21 protein-coding genes are annotated in these 21,278 nt (G+C 71.9%); 11 read left to right on the top strand and 10 right to left on the bottom strand.

Translation table 11 applies throughout. From position 1 onward, the window contains the following. Positions 1 to 17 precede the first annotated feature (17 nt). Positions 18 to 914, bottom strand: coding sequence for an RNA polymerase sigma-70 factor (locus ACIBN2_RS18160; RefSeq protein WP_399135457.1), 897 nt, complete (start codon positions 912 to 914; stop codon positions 18 to 20). Positions 915 to 1,188: 274 nt separating this feature from the next. Here ACIBN2_RS18160 and ACIBN2_RS18155 point away from each other — a divergent pair, with 274 nt between their 5' ends. Next, positions 1,189 to 1,560 carry a cupin domain-containing protein gene (locus ACIBN2_RS18155; RefSeq protein WP_399135825.1) on the top strand — a complete coding sequence of 124 codons (372 nt, stop codon included), beginning with the start codon at positions 1,189 to 1,191 and terminating at the stop codon, positions 1,558 to 1,560. A gap of 179 nt (positions 1,561 to 1,739) precedes the next feature. Here the strand turns inward: ACIBN2_RS18155 and ACIBN2_RS18150 are convergent, their stop codons facing one another. The 7 genes from ACIBN2_RS18150 to ACIBN2_RS18120 all read right to left on the bottom strand — a co-directional run bounded on the left by ACIBN2_RS18150 (position 1,740) and on the right by ACIBN2_RS18120 (position 7,759). Next, positions 1,740 to 2,381: a nucleotidyltransferase family protein gene (locus ACIBN2_RS18150; RefSeq protein ID WP_399135456.1), complete on the bottom strand. Its 642-nt coding sequence runs from the start codon at positions 2,379 to 2,381 to the stop codon at positions 1,740 to 1,742. 83 nt (positions 2,382 to 2,464) lie between these two features. Continuing rightward, positions 2,465 to 2,938 carry a carboxymuconolactone decarboxylase family protein gene (locus ACIBN2_RS18145; RefSeq protein ID WP_399135455.1) on the bottom strand — a complete coding sequence of 158 codons (474 nt, stop codon included), beginning with the start codon at positions 2,936 to 2,938 and terminating at the stop codon, positions 2,465 to 2,467. Positions 2,939 to 3,022: 84 nt separating this feature from the next. Beyond that, on the bottom strand, positions 3,023 to 3,535 hold the full coding sequence (locus ACIBN2_RS18140) for a GtrA family protein (RefSeq protein WP_399135454.1): 513 nt from the start codon (positions 3,533 to 3,535) through the stop codon (positions 3,023 to 3,025). After that, positions 3,510 to 4,520, bottom strand: a complete 1,011-nt coding sequence (locus ACIBN2_RS18135) for a hypothetical protein (protein WP_399135453.1) — start codon at positions 4,518 to 4,520, stop codon at positions 3,510 to 3,512. The genes ACIBN2_RS18140 and ACIBN2_RS18135 overlap by 26 nt, the downstream gene beginning before the upstream one ends. 210 nt (positions 4,521 to 4,730) lie before the next feature. Next, entirely contained in the window at positions 4,731 to 5,111 is a 381-nt protein-coding gene (locus ACIBN2_RS18130) for a BlaI/MecI/CopY family transcriptional regulator (RefSeq protein ID WP_399135452.1), read from the bottom strand. Positions 5,112 to 5,120: 9 nt separating this feature from the next. Then, a complete protein-coding gene (locus ACIBN2_RS18125; protein ID WP_399135451.1) occupies positions 5,121 to 6,986 on the bottom strand; it encodes a phosphatidylglycerol lysyltransferase domain-containing protein in 1,866 nt (621 codons plus the stop codon). Positions 6,987 to 7,366: 380 nt separating this feature from the next. Beyond that, the gene (locus tag ACIBN2_RS18120; protein ID WP_399135450.1) at positions 7,367 to 7,759 is read right to left on the bottom strand and encodes an ArsR/SmtB family transcription factor; all 393 of its coding nucleotides are present in this window, start codon (positions 7,757 to 7,759) and stop codon (positions 7,367 to 7,369) included. 137 nt (positions 7,760 to 7,896) lie between these two features. Between ACIBN2_RS18120 and ACIBN2_RS18115 the strand changes: the two genes are divergently transcribed. After that, the gene (locus ACIBN2_RS18115; RefSeq protein WP_399135449.1) at positions 7,897 to 9,876 is read left to right on the top strand and encodes a heavy metal translocating P-type ATPase; all 1,980 of its coding nucleotides are present in this window, start codon (positions 7,897 to 7,899) and stop codon (positions 9,874 to 9,876) included. 88 nt (positions 9,877 to 9,964) lie between these two features. On the opposite strand, the gene ACIBN2_RS18110 is transcribed toward ACIBN2_RS18115, so the two are convergent. Next, entirely contained in the window at positions 9,965 to 10,543 is a 579-nt protein-coding gene (locus ACIBN2_RS18110; RefSeq protein WP_399135448.1) for a dihydrofolate reductase family protein, read from the bottom strand. Between the two features lie 386 nt (positions 10,544 to 10,929). On the opposite strand from ACIBN2_RS18110, the gene ACIBN2_RS18105 reads away from it, so the two are divergent. The 5 genes from ACIBN2_RS18105 (at position 10,930) to ACIBN2_RS18085 (ending at position 15,703) form a co-directional block, all read left to right on the top strand. Further along, a complete protein-coding gene (locus ACIBN2_RS18105; RefSeq protein WP_399135447.1) occupies positions 10,930 to 11,721 on the top strand; it encodes a hypothetical protein in 792 nt (263 codons plus the stop codon). 188 nt (positions 11,722 to 11,909) lie between these two features. Further along, positions 11,910 to 12,845 (top strand): ATP-binding cassette domain-containing protein, encoded by a 936-nt coding sequence (locus tag ACIBN2_RS18100; RefSeq protein WP_399135446.1) that lies wholly within the window; start codon positions 11,910 to 11,912, stop codon positions 12,843 to 12,845. Then, the gene (locus tag ACIBN2_RS18095; RefSeq protein ID WP_399135445.1) at positions 12,842 to 13,681 is read left to right on the top strand and encodes an ABC transporter permease; all 840 of its coding nucleotides are present in this window, start codon (positions 12,842 to 12,844) and stop codon (positions 13,679 to 13,681) included. Before ACIBN2_RS18100 ends, ACIBN2_RS18095 begins: the two co-directional genes overlap by 4 nt. 106 nt (positions 13,682 to 13,787) lie before the next feature. Next, a complete protein-coding gene (locus ACIBN2_RS18090) occupies positions 13,788 to 15,041 on the top strand; it encodes a sensor histidine kinase (protein ID WP_399135824.1) in 1,254 nt (417 codons plus the stop codon). Next, positions 15,038 to 15,703, top strand: a complete 666-nt coding sequence (locus ACIBN2_RS18085; RefSeq protein ID WP_399135444.1) for a response regulator — start codon at positions 15,038 to 15,040, stop codon at positions 15,701 to 15,703. Before ACIBN2_RS18090 ends, ACIBN2_RS18085 begins: the two co-directional genes overlap by 4 nt. A 4-nt stretch (positions 15,704 to 15,707) precedes the next feature. On the opposite strand, the gene ACIBN2_RS18080 is transcribed toward ACIBN2_RS18085, so the two are convergent. Then, on the bottom strand, positions 15,708 to 17,441 hold the full coding sequence (locus tag ACIBN2_RS18080) for a hypothetical protein (protein ID WP_399135443.1): 1,734 nt from the start codon (positions 17,439 to 17,441) through the stop codon (positions 15,708 to 15,710). A 192-nt stretch (positions 17,442 to 17,633) separates the two neighbouring features. On the opposite strand from ACIBN2_RS18080, the gene ACIBN2_RS18075 reads away from it, so the two are divergent. From ACIBN2_RS18075 to ACIBN2_RS18060, 4 genes are all read left to right on the top strand, one after another. After that, on the top strand, positions 17,634 to 18,080 hold the full coding sequence (locus ACIBN2_RS18075) for a MarR family winged helix-turn-helix transcriptional regulator (protein WP_399135442.1): 447 nt from the start codon (positions 17,634 to 17,636) through the stop codon (positions 18,078 to 18,080). After that, on the top strand, positions 18,073 to 19,497 hold the full coding sequence (locus ACIBN2_RS18070; protein WP_399135441.1) for an MFS transporter: 1,425 nt from the start codon (positions 18,073 to 18,075) through the stop codon (positions 19,495 to 19,497). The genes ACIBN2_RS18075 and ACIBN2_RS18070 overlap by 8 nt, the downstream gene beginning before the upstream one ends. A 48-nt stretch (positions 19,498 to 19,545) precedes the next feature. Next, positions 19,546 to 20,103, top strand: a complete 558-nt coding sequence (locus ACIBN2_RS18065; protein WP_399135440.1) for a cysteine hydrolase family protein — start codon at positions 19,546 to 19,548, stop codon at positions 20,101 to 20,103. Between the two features lie 178 nt (positions 20,104 to 20,281). Next, positions 20,282 to 21,238: a GlxA family transcriptional regulator gene (locus ACIBN2_RS18060; protein ID WP_399135439.1), complete on the top strand. Its 957-nt coding sequence runs from the start codon at positions 20,282 to 20,284 to the stop codon at positions 21,236 to 21,238. Positions 21,239 to 21,278: the final 40 nt, after the last annotated feature.

The following is a 21,278-nucleotide window of genomic DNA, read 5'->3' as shown; positions in this document are numbered from 1 at the left end:
GCGTGGGAGAGTGACTCTCAGCTCTCCAGCGAGGCCACGTAGGGCGCCAGTTTCGCCGGGTTCATGACCCACATGACGCGCTCGATGCCGCGCTCCGACGCCTCGATGTTGAGCAGGGCCACGGCCTTGCCGCCGGTGGTGACCAGGACGGCCGGCCTGCCGTTCGCCTCGACCCAGCGGACGTCCGACCGCGGCCAGAAGCGCGGCGCGAAGGCGGCGAGGTACTTGGAGACGTGCAGACGTCCGACGACCGGGATCCTGGTCGCTCCGCGCATTCCTCCGCCGTCGGTGTAGCTGACCACGTCCGCGGTGAGCACGTCCTCCAGGACCGACAGGTTGCCGGTCTGCGCCGCGGCGAGGAACACCTCCAGCAGCCGCCGGTGGGCCTCGGTGCTCACGGGCTCCTTGCGTTCCTTCGACAGATGCTTGCGGGCGCGGCTGACCAGCTGGCGCGTGTTGGCCTCGCTCGTCTCCAGCATCTCCGCGATCTGCCGGTACGGGTAGTCGAACGCCTCCCGCAGGACGTAGGCCGCGCGCTCCACGGGGTTCAGCTTCTCCAGGAGGAACAGCACCGCCAGGTCGAGCGCCTCCGCCCGTTCCGCGCCCAGCTGCGGATCTTTGCTGGTGTCGACCGGCTCGGGCAGCCAGGGGCCGGTGTACGTCTCGTGCCGCTTCCTCGCGGACTGGGCGAGGTTGATCGCCAGCCGGGACGTGACCGTGGCCAGGAACGCGGTCGGGTCCAGGATCTCCGCGCGGTCGGCCCTCTGCCAGCGCAGCCAGGCCTCCTGGACGATGTCCTCGGCCTCGGTGGCGCTGCCCAGCACGCGGTAGGCGATGCCGAACAGCTGGGGGCGCGCGGCCAGGAATTCCCTCGTTGCCTGGTCGAGGGAGTCTGGGTCTTCTCCGGCGCGCATGTGAGTCCTCCAGAAGTGGATCACCATGCTACAAGCTGTCACTCAGGTGGGGCCGCTCCCACCTCCGCCACCGTGGCGTGCGACGCGGCGGCCGGAGGAAGGTGTCACAACCACACAGTGTGTCCGGTCAACACTGCGGAACCGTTCTCCCGCCCTGCGGCGATTCCCTCGTCCCGGGGCGTACTCATGGAGGTGCAGCTCAGTGCCTGACACACAGTCGGCAGACAACACCAACGGACAGCGCCAGTCCGGGACTTGGCAGACGGCGGCGAAGATGCTGCAGGACGCGAAGCCGCTCTTCGTCCCCGAGGGCGCATCCGGCATGACCATCCTGGTCGAGTGGCCGCCCGGTGACCCGGGCACGCCCCCGCACCGCCACTCCGGGCCGGCCTTCGGCTACGTCGTCGAGGGCGAGGTGCGGTTCGAGCTGGAGGGTGAGCCCGAGCGCGTGGTCAGGGCGGGGGAGACCTTCTGGGAGCCGGGCGGCGACGTCATCCACTACCAGGACGGCAACGCCCGCACGGATGTGCCCTGCCGCTTCATCGTGACCATGCTCTGCGCCCCCGGCCGGCCGATGCTCACCCTCGTCGACGAGGAGGAACTGGCCCGCAGGGCCCACCTGCGAGCACCGCGTCCCGTCGTCTGACCGTGCCACGGACGGCGCGCGCTACATCGGCCTGAGGCTGGAAGGCGGAGACACTCGCGCCCCCCGGGGGGCAACGGCTCCGTCCGGAACGACAGCCTGGCTCCGCCGGTGGCGTGCCGTCCGATGGGCGTTCGGAGCATCGAGTGTGGTCGCGGACAACGAGAAACGCGCCTGAGGTTTCATGCGGTGCGGTTGTCCAGGCCCGGTGCCGGCGGGCTCGTCGATGCCGCCGGCCAGTCGAGCACGGTCAGCTCGGGCCAGTGCTGTTGCCAGCGTGCCGCCTTCGCCTCGTACACCTCGCGCGGGGCGAGCACCGGATTGGGGCGTACGACGAGGTTGAACACGTCGGAGAGCCCGTGCGGCGCGTAGACGCGCCACGAACCGCCCGGCTCCAGCCGTACGCCCAGGCAGCACGTGGTTGCCGCGAAGCTGTCGACGGCCGCCTCGGTGGACGTGTAGGGCGCGCACGGGACGCCGAACTTCTGCTCGTACCAGAGGTGGACGCGGGCCTCGTTGCGGACCTCGACCTCCGCCGGCAGCCCGGAGAACGCCTCGCGGGAAGCCTGGATCACGGCGTCCTCCGCCTCCCACGACAGGTCGCGGTCGTCGAAGTAGAAGACGTCGTAGTCCTTGATGCCGCTGGTGGGCTGCCTGTCCGTGACCACGTTCCAGACGGTCTGGAACAAGTAGCCCGCCGTGAGGTACCAGTTGGGAAGGTTCAAGGCGGCCGCCCGGTCCAGCACCTCCAGCAGCACCTCGTTGCGGGACAGCGCGGACTTGAGGGCGGCGAGCTGCTCGTCGAGCGGGAGGCGACCGATCACCGCTCATGCCTACCATCCGGCGGCCGCCGCGGCCCCCGCGCCCGTGGGGTTCGTTCTTCGTCGGGCGCGGAGGAAGGTGCGGGCTAGCCGAACATGCCGGGCTGGTAGTCCCCGGCGGGCTGCTGGGTGATGACGTTCACGCGGTTGTAGGCGTTGATGATCGCGATGAGGCCGACCAGCGCGGCGAGTTGGTCCTCGTCGAAGTGCTTGGCGGCGTTCTCCCAGACCTCGTCCGGGACGCCTCCGGCCGCGTCCGTGATGCGGGTGCCCTGCTCCGCCAGCTCCATCGCGGCGCGCTCGGCCTCGGTGAACACCGTGGCCTCCCGCCATGCCGCCACGAGGTTGAGGCGCTGCTGCGTCTCACCCGCGGCTGTGGCGTCCTTGGTGTGCATGTCGGTGCAGTAGCCGCAGCCGTTGATCTGACTGGCGCGGATCTTCACCAGTTCCTGCGTGGCATGCGGCAGGGTCGAGTCGGCGACCACCTTGTTGGCGGAGTTGATGTGCCGCAGCACCTTGCCCGCGAGGGGGTGGGTGAAGAAGTTGAGACGTGATTCCACGGTGATCTCCTGGTCGTGATGCGGATACACACGTTTGACCAGGCCGGCCCATGACCTGTGACAGGTCCGTGGTTGTGACCTGCATCACCGCGTCACGCTGGGAGTTGTCGCCGGGCTGCGACCGTGTTCGTCCTCGGGTTTGCGCGGCCGGAACACCCAGGTCCGGTACACCGCGAAACGGAACCCGGTGGCGATCACGAGGCCCACGGCCTTGAAGAAGTTGTTCTGTACGGCGCTGTCCCAGCCGAACCAGTACGTCGCCGCGTACAGCACGCCGTTCTCGATGACCAGGCCGACGACGCTGAACACGACGAACAGCGTGAACTGACGGGCCGGCCGCCGCTTGTCGCGGTCGCGATAGGCGAAGTAGCGAAAGCCCAGGTAGTTGACGAGCAGCGCCACGACGGTGCCGATGACGCTGCACCGCACCACGGGCAGCGACGTGAGCGCGCGGCACAGGTTGAACACCGCGAAGTTCACCACCACGCCGAGACCGCCCACCGCGGCGAACCTCACGATCTCGCCCGTCAGCGCGCGCCGGGCGCGACGGGAGGGGCTGCCCGGTGGCCGGTCAGGTGGTGAAGCCGACGTGGACATGGTCGTGGTGGGTGGGGTCGCTGAAGAAGTGGCCCGGGGCGCCGCCGCTCAGCAGTACCGGGCCGCCGACGTTGTAGGAGCCGACCGCCGCCGCGTCCCGCATGAACGACTCGACCAGACGGCGCGGGGTGGCCGGGTCGACCACGGAGCGGCCGTTGATCTGCCAGACGTCGAACGCCCGGCCGCGCGGGTGGTCGCTGCGGCGGGAGGTGCCGAAGACGTACAGCGGATGGCCCGAGCGGATCACGCTCACGTACATCCGATACGTGCCCGCCAGCTCCCGCAGCGCCCCCAGGGCGGTGGGGTGGATGTGCCCGCTGCGCACGTCGGCCCGTGCGGCGGGCGGCAGTTCGATGCGTGAGTCGTCCAGCACCTTGCGCGCGGCCGCGGGCAGGGACGACACCGCCGGGCCGGGGGCGGCCGGGTGCAGCGCGGTGACCGTCCACCGCGGCCGCGCGCGGCTGAGCCGTACGTCCACCGTGGTTCCGCCCGCGGTGACGGTGCCTCCCCGGCGGGTCCACTGCCGGCAGACCACCAGCACGCTGCCCGTGTCCGCCAGGATGCCGCCGTACTGGGCGTCCACGACCCGCAAAACCGCCTCGTCGGCGGAGGCGAGCAGCGGCGCGGCGGGCCCCGCGAGGCCCGGATCGAGCCCGAGGGCGGACACCCGGCGCCGGGCCGCGACCATGCCGTGTTCCCCGGTGTGCCAGCTGCCGAGTGCCTCGACGAGCTGGACGGCACGGAGCTTGACCTGCGGATCGACGTCATGGGGGCTGGGATGCCAGGCCGCGGCACGGGGGAGTGCGGGCGGAGCGCTGCCGCCGGCGGACGGCTGCCGTCTCGGCGCCTCTGTGCGCCGGGTGCCCGAAGCGGTGGGGTGCGGGCGCGACGCGGAGCAGCCCGCGACGCCGAACGCCAGGCCGCCCACCGCCAGCAGTACGGTCCGGCGTCCGACCCGGGACGCCTGCTGTCCGAAGTCTCCCATCGGCCCGTTCCCAGCTCGGAGTGCGCGCCGGGGTCATCCCGGTGCGGAAGCCGGCGCCCCGTGTGCTACCCGCAGGAGCGGCCGCCGCTCCTGCGGGGCCGGGATGCCCCTGACTCCGTTCTTCAACCCTACGTCTTGTCGGGGTACGGGTGCAGATGCGATGGCGCCGCGCCCACGAGGACCCCTACGGCTCCCCGCCTACGGGGACCCTTACGGCTCCTCGTCGAGCAGGTCGCGCAGTGCCTGCTCCTCCCGCGGGGTCAGCCCGTTGACGAACTGCTGCAGCGCGGCGATCGGATCGGGCCCGCGGTCCAGGGCCTGACGCATGGCCTCGGCCGTCACCTCGGCGGCGTTCTTCGCCGGGCGGTACGCGCCGCGCCGCCCGGCGACATCCCGCAGCACCAGCCCCTTGTCGTACAGACGCTTGAGGATGGTGTGCACGGTGTTGTACGCGAGGTCGCCGCCCAGCCGGTCCTGGATCTCGGCCGGGGACAGCGTGTCCTCGGTCGCCCAGAGGGTGGCGAGGACCTCGCTCTCCAGCGCGCCGGCGATGCGCCGTTCCCCACCGCCACGGGGAGATGTGCCTGCCATGTCGAAACCCTACGGCGTGAGGGGTTCGTGTGCCCGGTCCGGCTGCGCCGCCTCCGGGGAACGGCGGTTCACCAGCCGGGGCAGGCGCGGCGGGGTGAGGAAGCCCTCGGCACGGGCACTGGCCAGACCGATGCGCGGGATGTCGGCGCTCTTGGCGAACAGCAGATAGCGGGGTTCCCACACGGGCCGGTACTTGGCGTTGGCGCGGTAGAGGGACTCGATCTGCCACCAGCGGGAGAAGAAGGTGAGGATCGAGCGCCACAGCCGCAGCACCGGCCCGGCGCCGAGCCGAGCACCGCGCTCGAAGACGGCACGGAACATGGCGAAGTTCAGGGACACCCGTCGTACGTCCAACTCCTCGGCGTGCAGCAGAAGTTCGACGACCATGAACTCCATCAGGCCGTTCTCGCAGGCCCGGTCGCGGCGCATCAGGTCCAGCGACAGCCCGCGCTCGCCCCACGGCACGAAGCTCAGCAGCGCCCGCGGCCGGTCCTCGGCGTCCCGGCACTCCAGCATCACGCAGCGCCCGTCGCCCGGGTCGCCGATGCGGCCGAGCGCCATGGAGAAGCCGCGCTCGGTCGCGCCGTCGCGCCAGTCGTCGGCCCGGTCGATCAGCGTGGCCATCTCGTCGTCGGGAATGTCGGCGTGACGGCGGATGCGCACGGTGTACCCGGCCCGCCGCACCCGGTTGTGCGCCTGCCGTACGACGCGCATGGCGCGTCCTTCCAGGGTGAAGTCGGCGACGTCCACGATGGCTTCGTCGCCCAGCTCCAAGGCGTCCAGGCCGTGCCGGGCGTAGACGCCCCCGCCCTCCTCGCTCGCGCCCATCACGGCGGGCGTCCAGGCGTGCCGGCGGGCCTCGGCGAGCCAGGCGTCGATGGCGCCGGGCCATGCCTCAAGATCGCCGATCGGGTCGCCCGAGGCGAGGCTGACGCCACCGACGACCCGGTAGGTGACGGCGGCCTTGCCGCTGGGGGAGAAGATGGCGGCCTTGTCCCGGCGGAGCGCGAAGTAGCCGAGGGAGTCGCGCTCGCCGTGCCGGTCGAGCAGCGCGCGCAGCCGCTCCTCGTCCTCCTCGCCGAGCAGTTCGCGGCCGCGCGGCGAGCGGAAGCCGGCGTACAGGACGAGGCAGAAGCTCGCCGCCATCATGATGTTGATGACGACGTCCACCCAGCGTGGTGAGTGCACGGCCGACACACGGTCGGCGAGCGGGCCGACGCTGATGCCCCGCAGCAGCGTGTACGCGACCTTGTCGAAGAGGGTGGAGCCCTGCAGCGTGTTGGTCGCACCGACCAGCAGGGTGCCGATCGCGCCGCTGACCAGGAGGCCGCCCGCGCCGACGGCGACCGCCAGCTTCGGGTTGGACGGGTCCCCGACCGCTTCGAAGTTGCGGCGCCCGATCACCAGCGCGGCCACGAACAGGCCGGTGAGCAGGGCCGACACCCAGTTGAAGAGGTGCGCGCGGTAGGGGTCCTGGGTGAGTGCGACGGCGTAGATCAGGAACAGCGGCCCGGCCAGGGCCATGTTGACCACCCAGGCGGCCCGCTTCCCGCGCCGCATCACCAGCGACAGGAAGATGGCGAGCGCCGCCGAGACCAGGCCGGCCGTGGCCAGGTACGGCGTGAAGAACTCACCCGCGTGGTGCGCGTGGAACCGGTGGGCGCTGTGGGAGGCGTAGATCCGGCCGGTGTTGTGCTCGGCGACCTCGCGCCGGAACGGCACCGACATGACCGCCGCGATGTTGACGAGGGCGATGAGCCGCAGGTACCAGACGGTGAACGCGGCTGCCCTCGCTCGTAGTTGGGACGGGGCGGACGGCTGTTCGGGAGCGGTGCGCCGGCGGGGGATCGGTGCTGACTGCTGCTGAACGGACATGACTGGCGGTCACCTTGGGGAGTGAGCGGTGGGTTCGGGACAGCTGGGGACGGGACACGCGGTGGGTGGCCGCATGCCGGACCGCTTGCACGGCGCAGTCCGAGGAAGCGCCGGCCCGAGGTCCGCGATGCCCGAGGCAGGGGTGGTTCACCGTACGCGATGCGGTGGTCGGTCGGGGAGGGCGGACGGACGAGGGCTTGACGCATGATCGGGGCGCCCGCGCTTTGTCCATGCTTCTTCCCGTGTGCTCACCATCCGCCCCGCCCCACGCCTTGCAGGACACAGAGAACCCTACACGTTGTAGGGGTGATGGGGTGGATGGCGACTACCCGGCGGGTACCCGGACAGGGGGCTGCGACTCGGTCCCCTTCGAGGGTGCGTCAGCCGGTGCCGCTCACCGTGGACGGGGCTTCGTCCGGGGTGTCGCGCAGGCCGAGGCGCAGGTGCTCGACGTGGTAGAGGGCCTGCTCCAGCAGTTCGGCGACGTGGTTGTCGTAGAGGGCGTAGATGACCGAGCGGCCGCGGCGCTCACCGGTGACCAGGCCGAGGTTGCGCAGCAGGCGCAGCTGGTGGGAGCAGGCGGACTGTTCCATGCCGACGGCGTCGGCGAGTTCGGTCGCCGCGCACGGGCCTTCCTGGAGGCGGGCCAGGATCCGCAGCCGGGACGGGGTGGCCAGGGCCTGGAGCGTGGTGGCCACGTCGGCGGCACCCACGCTCTCCAGGCGCTCGCGCGCGGTGGCGGTGGTGGTCTTGGCGTCAGCTCCGTGGCCCATGGCGCTCATCCTACGGAGCGTGAGCCATGAACACATGAATGAGTCTTCATGTGGTCCTGTACGGTGGAGAGTGCGGTGCCGGAAACCCGGCCGACCGCTGTTCGCCATGCCTCCGTTCGCGAAGGGCCTCCGCCCCGATGACAACCACCGTCTCCCAGCCGTCCGCCGAACTGGCCGCGCCCGCGTCCTCAGGTGGCCCCCCGAGGCGCCGCACCCGCGTCCTCGCGCTGCCCGAGGCGCGCTGGGCGCTCGCGGCCACCGTCTTCTTCCTGCTCGCACTGCCGTTGCAGCTGACGGGCGCGCCGGTGTGGGCGTGGGGTGCGCTGTACGCGCTCGCGTACGTGACCGGCGGCTGGGAGCCGGGCCGGGCGGGGCTGACGGCGCTGCGGGCGAAGACCCTCGACGTCGACCTGCTGATGGTCGTCGCCGCGCTCGGGGCGGCGACGATCGGGCAGGTGATGGACGGCGCGCTGCTGATCGTCATCTTCGCCACGTCCGGAGCGCTGGAGGCACTCGCCACGGCCCGCACGGCCGACTCCGTACGCGGCCTGCTGGACCTCGCACCCGCCACCGCCACGCGCCTCGACGCCGACAGCGGCGAAAAGACCGTCGTCGTCGCGGAGTTGGCCGTCGGCGACACGATTCTCGTACGGCCCGGCGAGCGCGTCGGCGCGGACGGCCGGGTGCTGGACGGGGCGAGCGACGTCGACCAGGCGACCATCACCGGTGAACCGCTGCCGGTGGTCAAGGAGAAGGGCGACGAGGTCTTCGCCGGGACGCTCAACGGCACCGGCGCGCTTCGGGTCCGCGTCGAACGGGACGCCTCCGACTCGGTGATCGCCCGGATCGTGCGGATGGTGGAGGAGGCGTCGGAGACCAAGGCGCCGACGCAGTTGTTCATCGAGAAGGTCGAACAGCGCTACTCGCTCGGCATGGTGGCGGCCACGCTCGCCGTCTTCCTGGTGCCGCTCGCGTTCGGGGAGGTGCTCACGCAGGCGCTGCTGCGGGCCATGACGTTCATGATCGTGGCCTCGCCGTGCGCGGTCGTGCTCGCGACGATGCCGCCCCTGCTGTCGGCCATCGCCAACGCGGGACGGCACGGGGTGCTGGTCAAGTCGGCCGTGGTGATGGAGCGTCTGGGACAGGTCGACGCCGTGGCACTCGACAAGACGGGCACGCTGACCGAGGGCACCCCGCGGGTCACCGACGTCCGGCCGCTGACCGCCGCGGGCCCGGACGAGGTTCTGCTTCTGGCGGCCGCCGCGGAGCACCCGAGCGAACACCCGCTGGCCCGCGCGGTCGTGGACGCGGCGCACGAGCGCGGGCTCGCCCTGCCGGTGGCCTGGGACTTCGCCTCCACGCCCGGCGTCGGAGTGCGTGCCACCGTGGAGGATCAGGTCGTCGCGGTCGGCGCACCGGCCCGGCTGCTCCAGGGCGCGAGCGACGCGGACTCCGCCCGCGCCGCGGTGCTGACCGCCGAACTGGAGGACGGCGGGCGGACCGCCGTCCTGGTCACCGCAGACGGCAGGCCGGTGGGCGTGCTCGGCATCGCGGACCGGCTGCGCCCCGACGCCGCCGCCACCGTCTCCGGGCTGACGTCCCTCACCGGGATCGCACCCGTGCTGCTGACGGGCGACAACCGGCGCGCCGCTGCCCGCCTCGGCGCCGAAGCCGGCATCGAGAAGGTGCGCGCCGGGCTGCTGCCGCAGGACAAGGTGGCCGCCGTACGGGAGTTGGCGGACACGGGCCGTAAGGTGCTGGTGGTCGGCGACGGCGTCAACGACGCCCCGGCCCTCGCCGCCGCCCACACCGGCGTCGCCATGGGCCGCGCGGGCTCCGACCTCGCGCTGGAGACGGCCGACGCGGTGGTCGTCCGCGACGAACTCGCCACCGTCCCCGCCGTGATCTCCCTGTCCCGCCGGGCCCGCGCGCTGGTCGTGCAGAACCTGGTCATCGCCGGCGTCTTCATCGCGGGCCTGGTGGCCTGGGACCTGACCGCGACCTTGCCGCTGCCCCTGGGTGTCGCGGGCCACGAGGGATCCACGGTCATCGTCGGGCTCAACGGCCTGCGGCTGTTGCGTGAGGCGGCCTGGAAGAGGGCCTCGGAGAGGGCGTAGGGGGCTGGGAGAGGTGTGAGCGCCGTCGGGCACATCACCTCGCGGGCGACCAGCCCGCAAGACGCATGGGGTCCCTCGCCCGAACACCTCAGACGTGCAGGGTGGGCCGGTAGACGAGTTCTTGGATGTGACGGTCGAGCGTGCGGCTCTCGAGCAGTTCGAGGTCGAAGTCGGCCGCATTCCCGAAGACCGGGTCGAGGCCGGTCTCGCCGGTGATCACGGGGAAGAGCGTGACCTGGACGCGGTCGACCAGGCCGGCGGCCATCAGCGCCCGGTTCATCGACAGGCTGCCGTGCGAGCGCAACGGCACGTCGGACTCCTCCTTGAGCCGGGCGACGACGTCGACGGCGTCGCCGCCGACGACGGTCGCGTCCGGCCAGTCGAGGTCTCCTTCCAGGGTGGACGACACCACCGTGGCCGGCATGTTCCTCATCCGGGTGACCCATGGATCGCGCACCTCGGACTCCTCGGTGCTGGAGGCCAGCATCTGCGCGAACGCCCGGTAGGTGTTGGCTCCGAAGACCATCCGCTGCTTCTCGCCGTACAGGCCGAGGCGGTGGTCGAGGAGCTCGGGGCCCTGCTTGCCCCAGTAGCCGGTCCAGTTGCCGCCGGCGGCGCCGAAGCCGTCGAGGCTGCAGAAGACGTCGAAGGTGTAGGTGGCGGTCACGGTGATCTCCTAGCGTGCGGCTGGTCACGTGTCGGAGTTGCAGACCGAAGGCCACGGCGAAAGTCATCGCGGCCTCTTGGCGGCTCCCGGTTCAGTGGCTCCCGCTCAGCTCCCCGCTGAGCGTCCCGTGGACCCGGGCGCTGGGCTCGTTCAGCCCGGTGATCTCCACGGTCTTGCCGCGCTTCGGCGGTGTCGCCACGTGGCCGGCAGACCCGCCGCGAAAGCGTGGATAACACCCGCCGCGCCCCGCTGAACAGCGCACACGCCTCGACGTTCAGGTTGCGTTCAGGTCCGGTGGAGCCTTGGCCAACTCACTCTCCAGAAGCGCCAAAACAATGGCAAAGAGGTCTGGGGTGATCACCGGGGGCCGTGCCATCGTGCCCCGCATGACGACAGATCACCTCATGCACGACCGACCCATGCGCCACGTACGACACGCGGCGAGCAAGGTGCCGGAGGTGACCGTCTACTTCTGGATCATCAAGGTACTGACGACCGGGATGGGCGAGACGGCCTCCGACTTCCTGGCCCATCTGCTCGGGCCGATTCCCGCGGTCGGACTGGGCGGCGTCGCCCTGGTGGCCGCCCTGGCGGTGCAGTTCGCCGTCCGGCGCTACGTGGCCTGGATCTACTGGACGGCGATCGTGATGGTCAGCGTGTTCGGCACGATGGCCGCCGACGTCCTGCACGTCGGGCTCGGCGTGCCCTACATGCTCTCGACCCCGTTCTTCCTGGCCGCGCTCGCCGTCGTCTTCGTCCTGTGGCACCGCAGCGAAGGCACCCTGTCCATCCACAGCATCCACACGCGGCGCCGCGAGGCCTTCTACTGGGCCGCCGTGCTGGCCACGTTCGCACTGGGCACCGCCGCCGGTGACCTCACCGCGACGATCGGCCTGGGCTACCTGGGCTCCGCCGTCCTGTACGCCGCCGCCATCGCCGTCCCGGCCGTAGCGCACCGCTGGGGGAGCCTGAACGCGGTGACCGCGTTCTGGGCGGCGTACGTCATCACCCGCCCGCTCGGCGCCTCCGTCGCCGACTGGATGGCCGTCGGCCACGGCCGCGGCGGGCTCGCCCTGGGCCTGGGGCCGGTCACGCTGTCCTGGACCGTGGCCATCCTCGGCTTCGTGGGCTACCTGGCCGCCTCCCGCAAGGACATCCAGCGCGACGTCACGGCGTGACCGCTGACGGTGCGAGCGGGCGGTGCCGAGGCCGGGCACAGGTCCGCCCGGCCCCGCGTAGTACCGCGGTACCACCCGCCCGGCGCAATCCAGCCTCCCGGTACCACCGGTCTGGGGTGATCCGGCTCTTAGCTTGGTCGTGAGGTGCCGCAGGCGACCGACGCCGCAGGCCGACAGGAAGAGCGCGCATGATCGACGCACGGCAGTTGACCAAGAGGTACGGCGAGAAGACGGCCGTGGACGGGCTGGACTTCGACGTGAAGCCGGGCACGGTGACCGGATTCCTGGGGCCCAACGGCGCCGGCAAGTCCACGACCATGCGCATGATCGTCGGCCTGGACGCCCCGACCAGCGGCTCCGTCACCGTGAACGGACAGCGCTACGCCCGCCACCGGGCACCGTTGCAGGAGGTCGGTGCCCTCCTGGAGGCGAAGTCGGTCCACCCGGGCCGCTCGGCCTACAACCACCTCAGAGCCCTGGCGCTGACCCACGGCATTCCGCGCCGCCGCGTCGACGAGGTCATCGACCTCGCCGGGCTGGGCAGTGTGGCGAAGAAGCGGGCCGGTGCCTTCTCCCTCGGCATGGGCCAGCGGCTGGGCATCGCCGCGGCGCTCCTCGGAGATCCGCAGACGGTGATGCTGGACGAGCCGGTCAACGGGCTGGACCCCGAAGGCGTGCTCTGGATCCGCAACCTGCTCAAGGCGCTCGCCGACGAGGGCCGCACGGTGTTCGTCTCCTCGCACCTGATGAGCGAGATGGCCCTGGTGGCGGACCACCTGATCATCGTGGGCAGGGGGCGGCTGCTGGCCGACACGACCGTGGGGGACCTCGTCCGCGAAGCCGGCGGCGACACGGTGACGGTCGCGACCCAGGACCCGGCGCGGCTGCGGGACGTACTGGCCGGGCCCGGCGTCGACATCACCGGCCGTATCGGTTCCGAGGAACTGCACGTGACGGGATTGACCGCCCGCCAGATCGGGCTGACGGCGGCTGAGCACGGAATCCCGCTGTTCGAACTGACCGCCCGGTCGGTGTCGCTGGAGGAGGCGTTCATGGAGCTGACCAGGGATGCCGTGGAGTACCACGGCACGACCGGGATCGAGACCGTCGGGAGGCCGGCATGAGTACCCTCACCGCGACCGCCGAGGAGCCCAGGACCGCCCCCGCCCGGCCCGCGTACCGGGTGACCGGACGGCGTGTGCTGTCCTCGGAGTGGGCCAAGCTGTGGTCCCTGCGCTCGACCTGGATCACCCTGGGCCTCGGCCTGCTGTTCCTGGTCGCCTTCGGGCTGATCGCCTCCAGCCGCTACAAGTCGGGCATCGGCTCCGACCACATGGACCGGGACTTCGCACGCTCCACGGCCGTGAGCCTGTCCCTCTTCGGCACGAACTTCGCCCAGCTGGCCCTGGGCGTCCTCGGCGTGCTGATCACGGCGGGGGAGTACTCGACCGGCATGATCCGCTCGACGCTCGCGGCGGTGCCACGCCGGCTGCCCGTGCTGTGGTCCAAGGCTGCCGCGTACGGTCTTGTCGCTCTGGTGCTGGGAGCGCTCGGGGCGTTCGTCGCCTTCTTCTTCGGCAGCGGGATCGTGTCGGGCACGCCCGCGGCCATGACCTTCTCGCACGCGGGTGTTCTGCGCAGCCTGCTGGGCGCCGGGCTGTATCTCGGCCTGGTCGGCGTGATCGGCGTCGCGCTGGGCGCGCTGCTGCGGTCGGTGGCCGGCGGGATCTCGGTGCTGGTGGCCACCCTCATGCTGATCCCCGGACTGGTCTCGCTGCTGCCGAGCTCCTGGCAGGACGACATCAGCCCCTATCTGCCCTCCAACGCCGGAGAGTCGATGTTCGCCCTCACCCACGATTCGACCACCCTGTCGCCGGGCGCCGGAATGCTGGTCTTCCTGTGCTGGACGGCACTGGCGCTGGGCGGCGCGGCGTACCGGATGGCACGCAGCGACGTCTGACGCCCTGCACCATGACCACGCCCGGCACCGCCACCACACCCCGCGCCGTCGACGCACCCCGCACCATGAACAGGTGACATCCGTGACCACCGAAGACCTCAGCGGGATGGGACCGCTGGTCGCCCGGCTCTCCCGGGGCGGCCGGCGGTTGCGGCAGGCCGACCGGAATCGCCCCTGGGTGCTGGACAGCGCGGTCGTGGCCGTGGTCTTCCTGATGTTCTGCCTGGCGGACCTGCTGCACGGCGGGACCGGCGACGGCGACGGCCCGCGCCGCTTCCGGCTCGCCTTCACCCAGCTGCCCGTCGCGGGCATGCTGGCCCTGCAGGCGGGACTCGTCCTGCCCCTGCTGTGGCGGCGGCGCAGGCCCGTGGCCGCCTTCGCCGTCATCGCCGCGGTGTTCGTCCTGCAGTGGTCCCTCGGCGCGGCGCTGCGCGCGGACGTCGCCCTCTTCGTCGCGCTGTACAGCCTGACCCTGCACGGGCGGCTACGGCAGCTGCCGTGGGCCTGCGCCACCACCGCGGGCGCCATGGTGCTGGTCGCCGTACGGGTGTCCCCGACCGTATCCGTCTGGGACGCGCTGTTCTTCCTGCTGAGCACCACGACCGCGGCCGTCGCGCTCGGTCTGATGATCCGCGTCCGCCGGGCCCAGCTCGCCGGACTGCGTGAGCGGGCCGCCCGCCTGGAGATCGAGCGCGACCAGCGCAGCCGGCTGGCCACGGCCACCGAGCGCACCCGTGTCGCCCGCGAGATGCACGACATCGTCGGCCACAACCTCTCCGTCATCATCACGCTCGCCGACGCGGGCGCCTACGCCACCGACACCGCACCCGAACGCGGCAAGGAGGCCCTCCAGCTCATCGGCGACACCGGCCGGCAGGCCCTCGGTGAGCTGCGGCGCGTGCTCGGTGTCCTGCGCGAGCCGGCGGACGCCGCCCCGGGCGGGCCCGAACTCAGCCCGCAGCCCGGCCTCGCGGACGTCGACGCCCTGTGCGCCACCGTGCGCGCCGCCGGACGGGAGGTCGTCTACCGGACCTCCGGCGACGTGGACGCCCTCGACAGCGGGGTGCAGTTGACGGCGTACCGCATCGTTCAGGAGGCTCTCACCAACACCCTCAAGCACGCCGACACCGAAGCCCGGGTGCACCTGGCGATCGTCGAGACGGAGGCCCGGCTGACCATCCGGGTCCAGGACACCGGCCCGGACCGAACGCCCGGGCCGCACGAGGAGGGACACGGCCTGGTGGGCATGCGGGAGAGGGCGGCCCTCTACGGCGGGACCGTCAACGCGGGACCGGCGGGCGGTGGAGGCTGGAGCGTCGAGGCCGTCCTCGACCTGACCCCCCAGGGCGGTGTCCGGTGACCACCGTGCTCGTCGTCGACGACCAGCCGCTGCAACGCTACGGCTTCCGCATGCTGCTGGAGTCCGTCCCCGAGACCGATGTCGTCGGCGAGGCCGCGCACGGCGCCGAGGCCGTCCGCAAGGCCGCCGAACTGCGCCCCGACGTCGTCCTGATGGACGTCCGGATGCCCGGCATGGACGGCATCGAGGCCACCCGCCGCATCGTCGCCGCGGGCGAGCGTTCACGCGTCCTCGTGCTGACCACCTTCGACGTCGACGAGTACGTCCACGCCGCCCTCCGCGCCGGCGCCAGCGGCTTCCTGCTCAAGGACGCCCGCCCCGAGGAACTCCTCGCCGGCATCCGGGCCGTGGCCGGCGGCGACGCGGTCATCGCGCCCGCCCTCACCCGCCGCCTCCTGGACGAGTTCGCACGCTACGTCCCCGCCCACCGGGCGGACTCCGGCCAGGACCCACGCCTCGGCTCCCTCACCGACCGCGAGCGCGAGATCCTGGTCGCCATCGGCAAGGGCTGGACCAACGGCGAGATCGCCACCCGCTTCGTCCTGTCCGAGTCCACCGTCAAGACCCACGTCGGCCGCGTCCTGGCCAAGATCGGCGCCCGCGACCGCATCCAGGCAGTGATCTTCGCCTACGACCACGGACTCGCCCGGCCGTGCACCTGAACGGCTACCCGGTGGCCTCGATGCGCGCGTTGCTGATCGTCATCGGCGTTCCGGTGACCGCGATGAGGTACATGCGCTGACGTCCGTGGGGCAGGGGGCGGTGGCCGCCGGGCGGGCGCACGACGTACACCGCGCTGCTGTGCGGGGCGAGTGTGGCGGGACCGCCGGTGATCGTCCACCAGTTGGAGGCGCCCTGTCCGACGCGGCTGGCGAAGTGCGGGGTGAGGGCGGTGCCCGTCGTGTTGACCGCACGTACCGTCACGGCCGTCAGGGTCGTGTGCGCCCGGCCCCTGACGTGGGGGGCCAGCGTCAGGCGCAGCGGAGGCGGGCTGGCGGCGGCGACGGTGGCGCACAGCAGGGCCGGGACGACGAGAGCCGCGGCGACGGCGGCCTTGGCGTGGCGGCCGGTGACGCGGGGGAGCCGGGGCTGCCAGGCGTGGGCCAGCGAGGAGGCAGGGACGGTCGCCGCGGCCGCCAGCCACAGCGGGGTCATCATCAGGAAGTAGCCGTCCTGGGAACGGGTGGCCAGGTAGAAGGACAGCCATGGCAGGACGGTGATGGCCGTGCCCAGCCGCCGGGCGAACAGCACGGTCGCGGCGAGCAGACCGGCCAGAAGCAGCATGCTGGCGTACGAGTAGTAGTCGAGGCGGCTGCTGCCGGCGGTGAAGTAGTAGGAGATGCCCATCAGGCCCTGGCCGTGCAGGATCGCCTTCTGCGTGATCGGCAGCAGCAGTCCGTGCAGCCAGGCGGAGAAGCCCCGGGCGGCGAAGTAGGCGTTGACGCCCGCCCAGGTCAGCGCGGCGACGCCGGCGAACCGGGCCACCAGGGCCGACGCGGGCCGGGCCCCGAGGTCGGAGCGCCGCACCGCGTACAGGCCGATCAGCAGGAACGGGGTGAAGAACCAGGCGAGTTGCTGGGCGGCGCAGGCGGCACCCAGGCACACGGCCCGCAGCACTCCGCCCCGTCCCAGCCGCCCGCTCGCGCCGGTGGCCGGCCAGCGGACCACCACCGGCACGAGGAGGGCCAGCGCGACGATGGCCGGGTATCCGGAGCGGGCGTAGCCCGGCAGGATGCCGAAGCCGAGGCACACGGCGGTGGCCGCCGACCGCCAGGGGGCCGGCACGAGCAGCCACAGCGCGACCGCGCCGGCGATCAGCGCGCCGGTGGTGACGAGGGTGGCGGCCGCCACCGAGTGCAGCACGGCGTGGACCGGTGCGGCGAGCAGGGCGGTCAGCGGCGGATAGCCGTAGGTGAGGTCCGCTCCGCCTGACATGGTTTTGGTCAGGCCGGAGCTGGAGGTGCCGAACAGCCAGGGCCAGGGCTGTCCGTAGACCGGCTGGCCGTGCCAGATCTGGTCCGCGGCCTGCGCGGTCAGCCTTCCCTCGTCCGTGCCGCCGTGGCTCAGCCAGTACCCGCAGAGCACGAGGGCGATCGCGAGGACCAGGACGGCGACGTCGACCCGGGCCAGGGCCCGCCGGCTCCGCACGGCCAGGGTGAACACCCCGCACACGAGGATCCCGGCGTAGCAGACGGAGATGACCGCGGCGACGGGCGGATGGTCGAGCATCGCCTGCGTCCAGGCGGCGCGGGTGCCGATGAACAGACTGATCGTGGCGATCAGCGTCATGCCCCGGTGCCACTGCCGGGGCGCGTCGTAGGGAGCAGCCCGCAGTGGGCCGCCGACGGACGAGGGCGCGTCGCGCCGCCGCAGGTCGGTGTCGACGCCTTGGGTGCTCATGTCCGCCCTCTCCACAATTGCCTACTACATCATGTAGAGGGGGGATCGGGCGCGTTCGGTTCACCCGAAGGGGGTGAGAGTGACACAAGAAAGTGGACCGGCGTTCACCTGTCCCGCTCCAGCCGCCAGTTGTGCAGGTCATCTGCGCAGGTAAACTGGACAGCTTGAACTGACGGTTCTAGGGTGGAGGTCATGAGTGCACACGCCGAACCGTCGGCTTCCGCCCTCCGCGCCTCGCAGGACGTGCGGTCGGTCGTCGGGCGCCTGCGCCGCCGTATCCGCGCGGCCGCGGACACCGGGGACATCAGCCTCACCCAGGCGTCGGTGCTGGCCCGCCTGACGAACACCGAGGGGCTCACGGTCAGCGATCTCGCCGCGATCGAGGGCATGCGCCACCAGTCGATGGCGAGCACGGTCGGCGCGCTGGACGGCCTGGGCCTCGTCGAACGCCACCGGGACCCCGGCGACGGCCGGCGCATGCTCATCGCACTCACCGCCGAGGGCCGCCGGCGGGCCGAGGAGGGCAGAGCGGCCCGCGGCGAATGGCTCGCCGGCCAGTTGCAGCACAAGTGCACCGAGGAAGAGCGGCAGACCGTGATCGCGGCCATGGCCGTACTGGAGCGACTCGTCCATGACTGACCGGACCACCACGGCGCGCGGTGACATCGGGAAGGCGGGCTTCGACCGCCGGCTCATACCCCCGATGATGCTGGGCTCGGTCCTCAACCCGGTCAACTCCACCGTCATCGCGGTCGCCCTCGTGCCCATCGGCGCCGCGTTCGGAGCGCCGCCCTCGCAGACCGCCTGGCTGGTCTCGGCCCTCTATCTGGCCACCGCCCTCGGGCAGCCGATCGTCGGCCGCCTGATCGACATCTTCGGCCCGCGCCGCCTCTTCCTCCTCAGCACCAGCCTCGTCGGAGTCGCCGGTGTCGTCGGCACCCTCGCCCCCGGCCTCGGCGTCCTGATCGCGGCCCGGGTCCTGCTCGGCTTCGGCACCTGCGCCGGCTACCCCGCCGCCATGGCCCTGCTGCGCACCGAGGCCGCACGGACCGGGCAGGACAGTCCCGCCGGCGTGCTGACCGCGCTGGCGGTCGCCAACCAGACCATCGCCGTGGCCGGCCCCCTGCTCGGCGGCCTGCTGATCGGCCTGGGCGGCTGGCGCTCCACCTTCGCCCTCAACATCCCCCTCGCCGCCGTCGCGGTCACCCTCGGCGCGCTGCGCCTGCCCAGGCAGCCCAGCACCGGCACGGCTGCCGTCCGGGGCCGCCTGGCCGCGCAGATCGACCTGCCGGGCATGGCCCTGTTCGCGGCCATGCTGTTCTCACTCCTGCTGTTCCTGATGAACCTGCACGCCGGTACCTGGTACCTCCCGGTGATCACCGTCGCCGCCGCAACCGCCTTCGCCGTACGGGAGTTGCGCGCCAGGACCCCCTTCATCGACCTGCGCGTACTCGGCGGCAACCCAGCCCTGCTCGCCACCTACGGGCGCGCACTGGTGGCGTACGTCGTCTCCTACGCCTTCCTCTACGGCTTCACCCAGTGGACGGAGGAGAGCTACGGGCTCACGCCCTTCCACGCCGGGCTCGTCCAGATACCGATGTTCCTGGTGGGCATCGGCGTCTCCGTCACCGTCGGCCGGAGCACCGGAGTCCTCGGAAAGCTCCTGCTCGGCGGCGCCGGCCAGATCGCCGCCTGCGTCCTGATGCTGACCCTCACCGAAGGCAGTGCCGTATGGACGCTGCTCGTCCTGGCGGTGATCTTCGGTGTGCCGCAGGGCGCCAACGGCCTGGCACTGCAGAACTCCGTGTACTTCCAGTCCGACCCCCGGCGCACCGCCTCCTCCGCCGGTCTGCTGCGGACCTTCGCCTACCTGGGCTCGATGGTCGCCTCCTCCGCCACCGCCGCGTCCTTCGGGCAGCGCGCCAGCACCTCCGGCATGCACCACCTCGCCTGGATCATGCTCGGCGCCGGGGCCCTGTACCTCCTCGTCACCGTCTTCGACCGAAGCCTGCGACGCCCGTCGGCCGACGTGGCCGAACGCACCAGCACGTCATAGCCGTTCCGCAGGCGCAGCCGTTCCGCACCCGTACCGAAAGGCCCTTCCATGCCCCGCACCGCCCTGCTCTCCATGGACCTCCAGCTCAGCAACCTCGGCCACGTCCCCGACGACTACCTCCCCGCCGCCGTACGGGCGCTGGAGACGGCCCGAGCCGCCGGCGTCCCCGTCATCCACGTCGCCCTCCAGCTCCGTCCCGGCCACGTCGACGCCCACCCCCGCAACAAGATCTTCGGCGGCCTGCCCACCCACCTGTTCACCGCCGACGACCCCGGTGCCGCCATCCACCCCGACGTCGCGCCCCGCGGCGACGAGATCGTCGTGCACAAGAACCGCGTCAGCGCCTTCGCGGGCAACAACCTCCAGCAGATCCTCGCCGCCCAGGACATCGACCACCTCGTCCTGGCCGGCATCGCCACCGGCGGCATCGTCCTGTCCACCGCCCTGCAGGCGGCCGACCTGGACCACCGCGTCACCGTCCTGTCCGACGCGTGCGCCGACCCCGACCCCGACCTGCACCACACCCTGATGACCGCGGTCCTCAACCGCCGCGGCGAGGTGGCCACGACGAAGGAGTGGGCCGGCACCCTGACGGCCGTGAACTGAGCGATTCGCCGTGAACGCACGAAGAAGTCGCCGGTGAACACCCGAAGAAGTCGGGCCGTGAACACCCGAAGAGGTCGGGCCGTGAACACCCGAAGAGGTCGGCCGAGATCACCCGAGGAAGGGTGCGGCTCGGCTCCGGATGATCGGCTGGACTGCGCACCCCTCGTACCCTGTCCTCGTGTCCTCCTCCCGCCTGCAACGCGTCGCCGTCCTGGTGCTCGAGGGCGCGAAGCCGCTGGACGTCGGGATCCCCGCGCAGGTGTTCACCACCCGCCGGAGCATGCCGTACGAGGTGCGGGTGTGCGGGGCGGCGCCCGGCCTGGTGACCGGCGGTGACGGACTGGCGTACCACGTCGCCGACGGCCTCGACGCGCTCGCCTGGGCGGACATCGTGTTCGTGCCCGGCTACCGGTTCCCGGACCGCGACGATCCGCCGCAGGCCGTCGTCGACGCGCTGGTCGCCGCCCACGACCGGGGCGCGCGGCTCGCCGCGATCTCCACGGGCGCGTTCGCGCTCGCCGCGACGGGTCTGCTCGACGGCAAGCGCGCCACGACGCACTGGCACTACACCCGCGCCCTCGCCCGCAAGCACCCGCGTGTCCAGGTCGACGAGAACGTCCTGTTCGTCGACGAGGGCAGCGTGCTGACGTCGGCCGGCGCCGCGTCGGGCATCGACCTGTGCCTGCACATCCTGCGCGCCGACCTCGGGGTGGCCGCCTCCAACCACGCGGCCCGGCGTCTGGTCGCGGCCCCCTACCGCAGCGGCGGCCAGGCGCAGTACGTGCCACGCAGCGTGCCCGAGCCGCTCGGGGAGCGGTTCGCAGCCACCCGCGAATGGGCCCTGCACCGCCTCGACGAACCCCTCGGCCTCGAAACCCTCGCCCAGCACGCGGCCGTCTCACCGCGCACCTTCTCGCGGCGCTTCGTCGAGGACACCGGATACACACCGATGCAGTGGGTCATGCGCGCACGCATCGACAGGGCCCGCGAGCTGCTGGAACGCTCCGGGCGGAGCGTCGAGCAGATCGCGAACGACGTCGGGCTCGGGACCGGAGCCAACCTGCGCATGCACTTCCAGCGCATCCTCGGCACGACGCCCAGCGAGTACCGGCGCACCTTCACCCGAGGCGAGTAGTCCGCCGTCCGCCGGGCTTGGCGCGATCCTTGCGAACCAT

The sequence above is a fragment of the Streptomyces sp. NPDC050534 genome (assembly GCF_044457745.1).
Taxonomy (GTDB): Bacteria; Actinomycetota; Actinomycetes; order Streptomycetales; family Streptomycetaceae; genus Streptomyces.
This window is presented reverse-complemented; position numbering and strand designations above follow the sequence as displayed.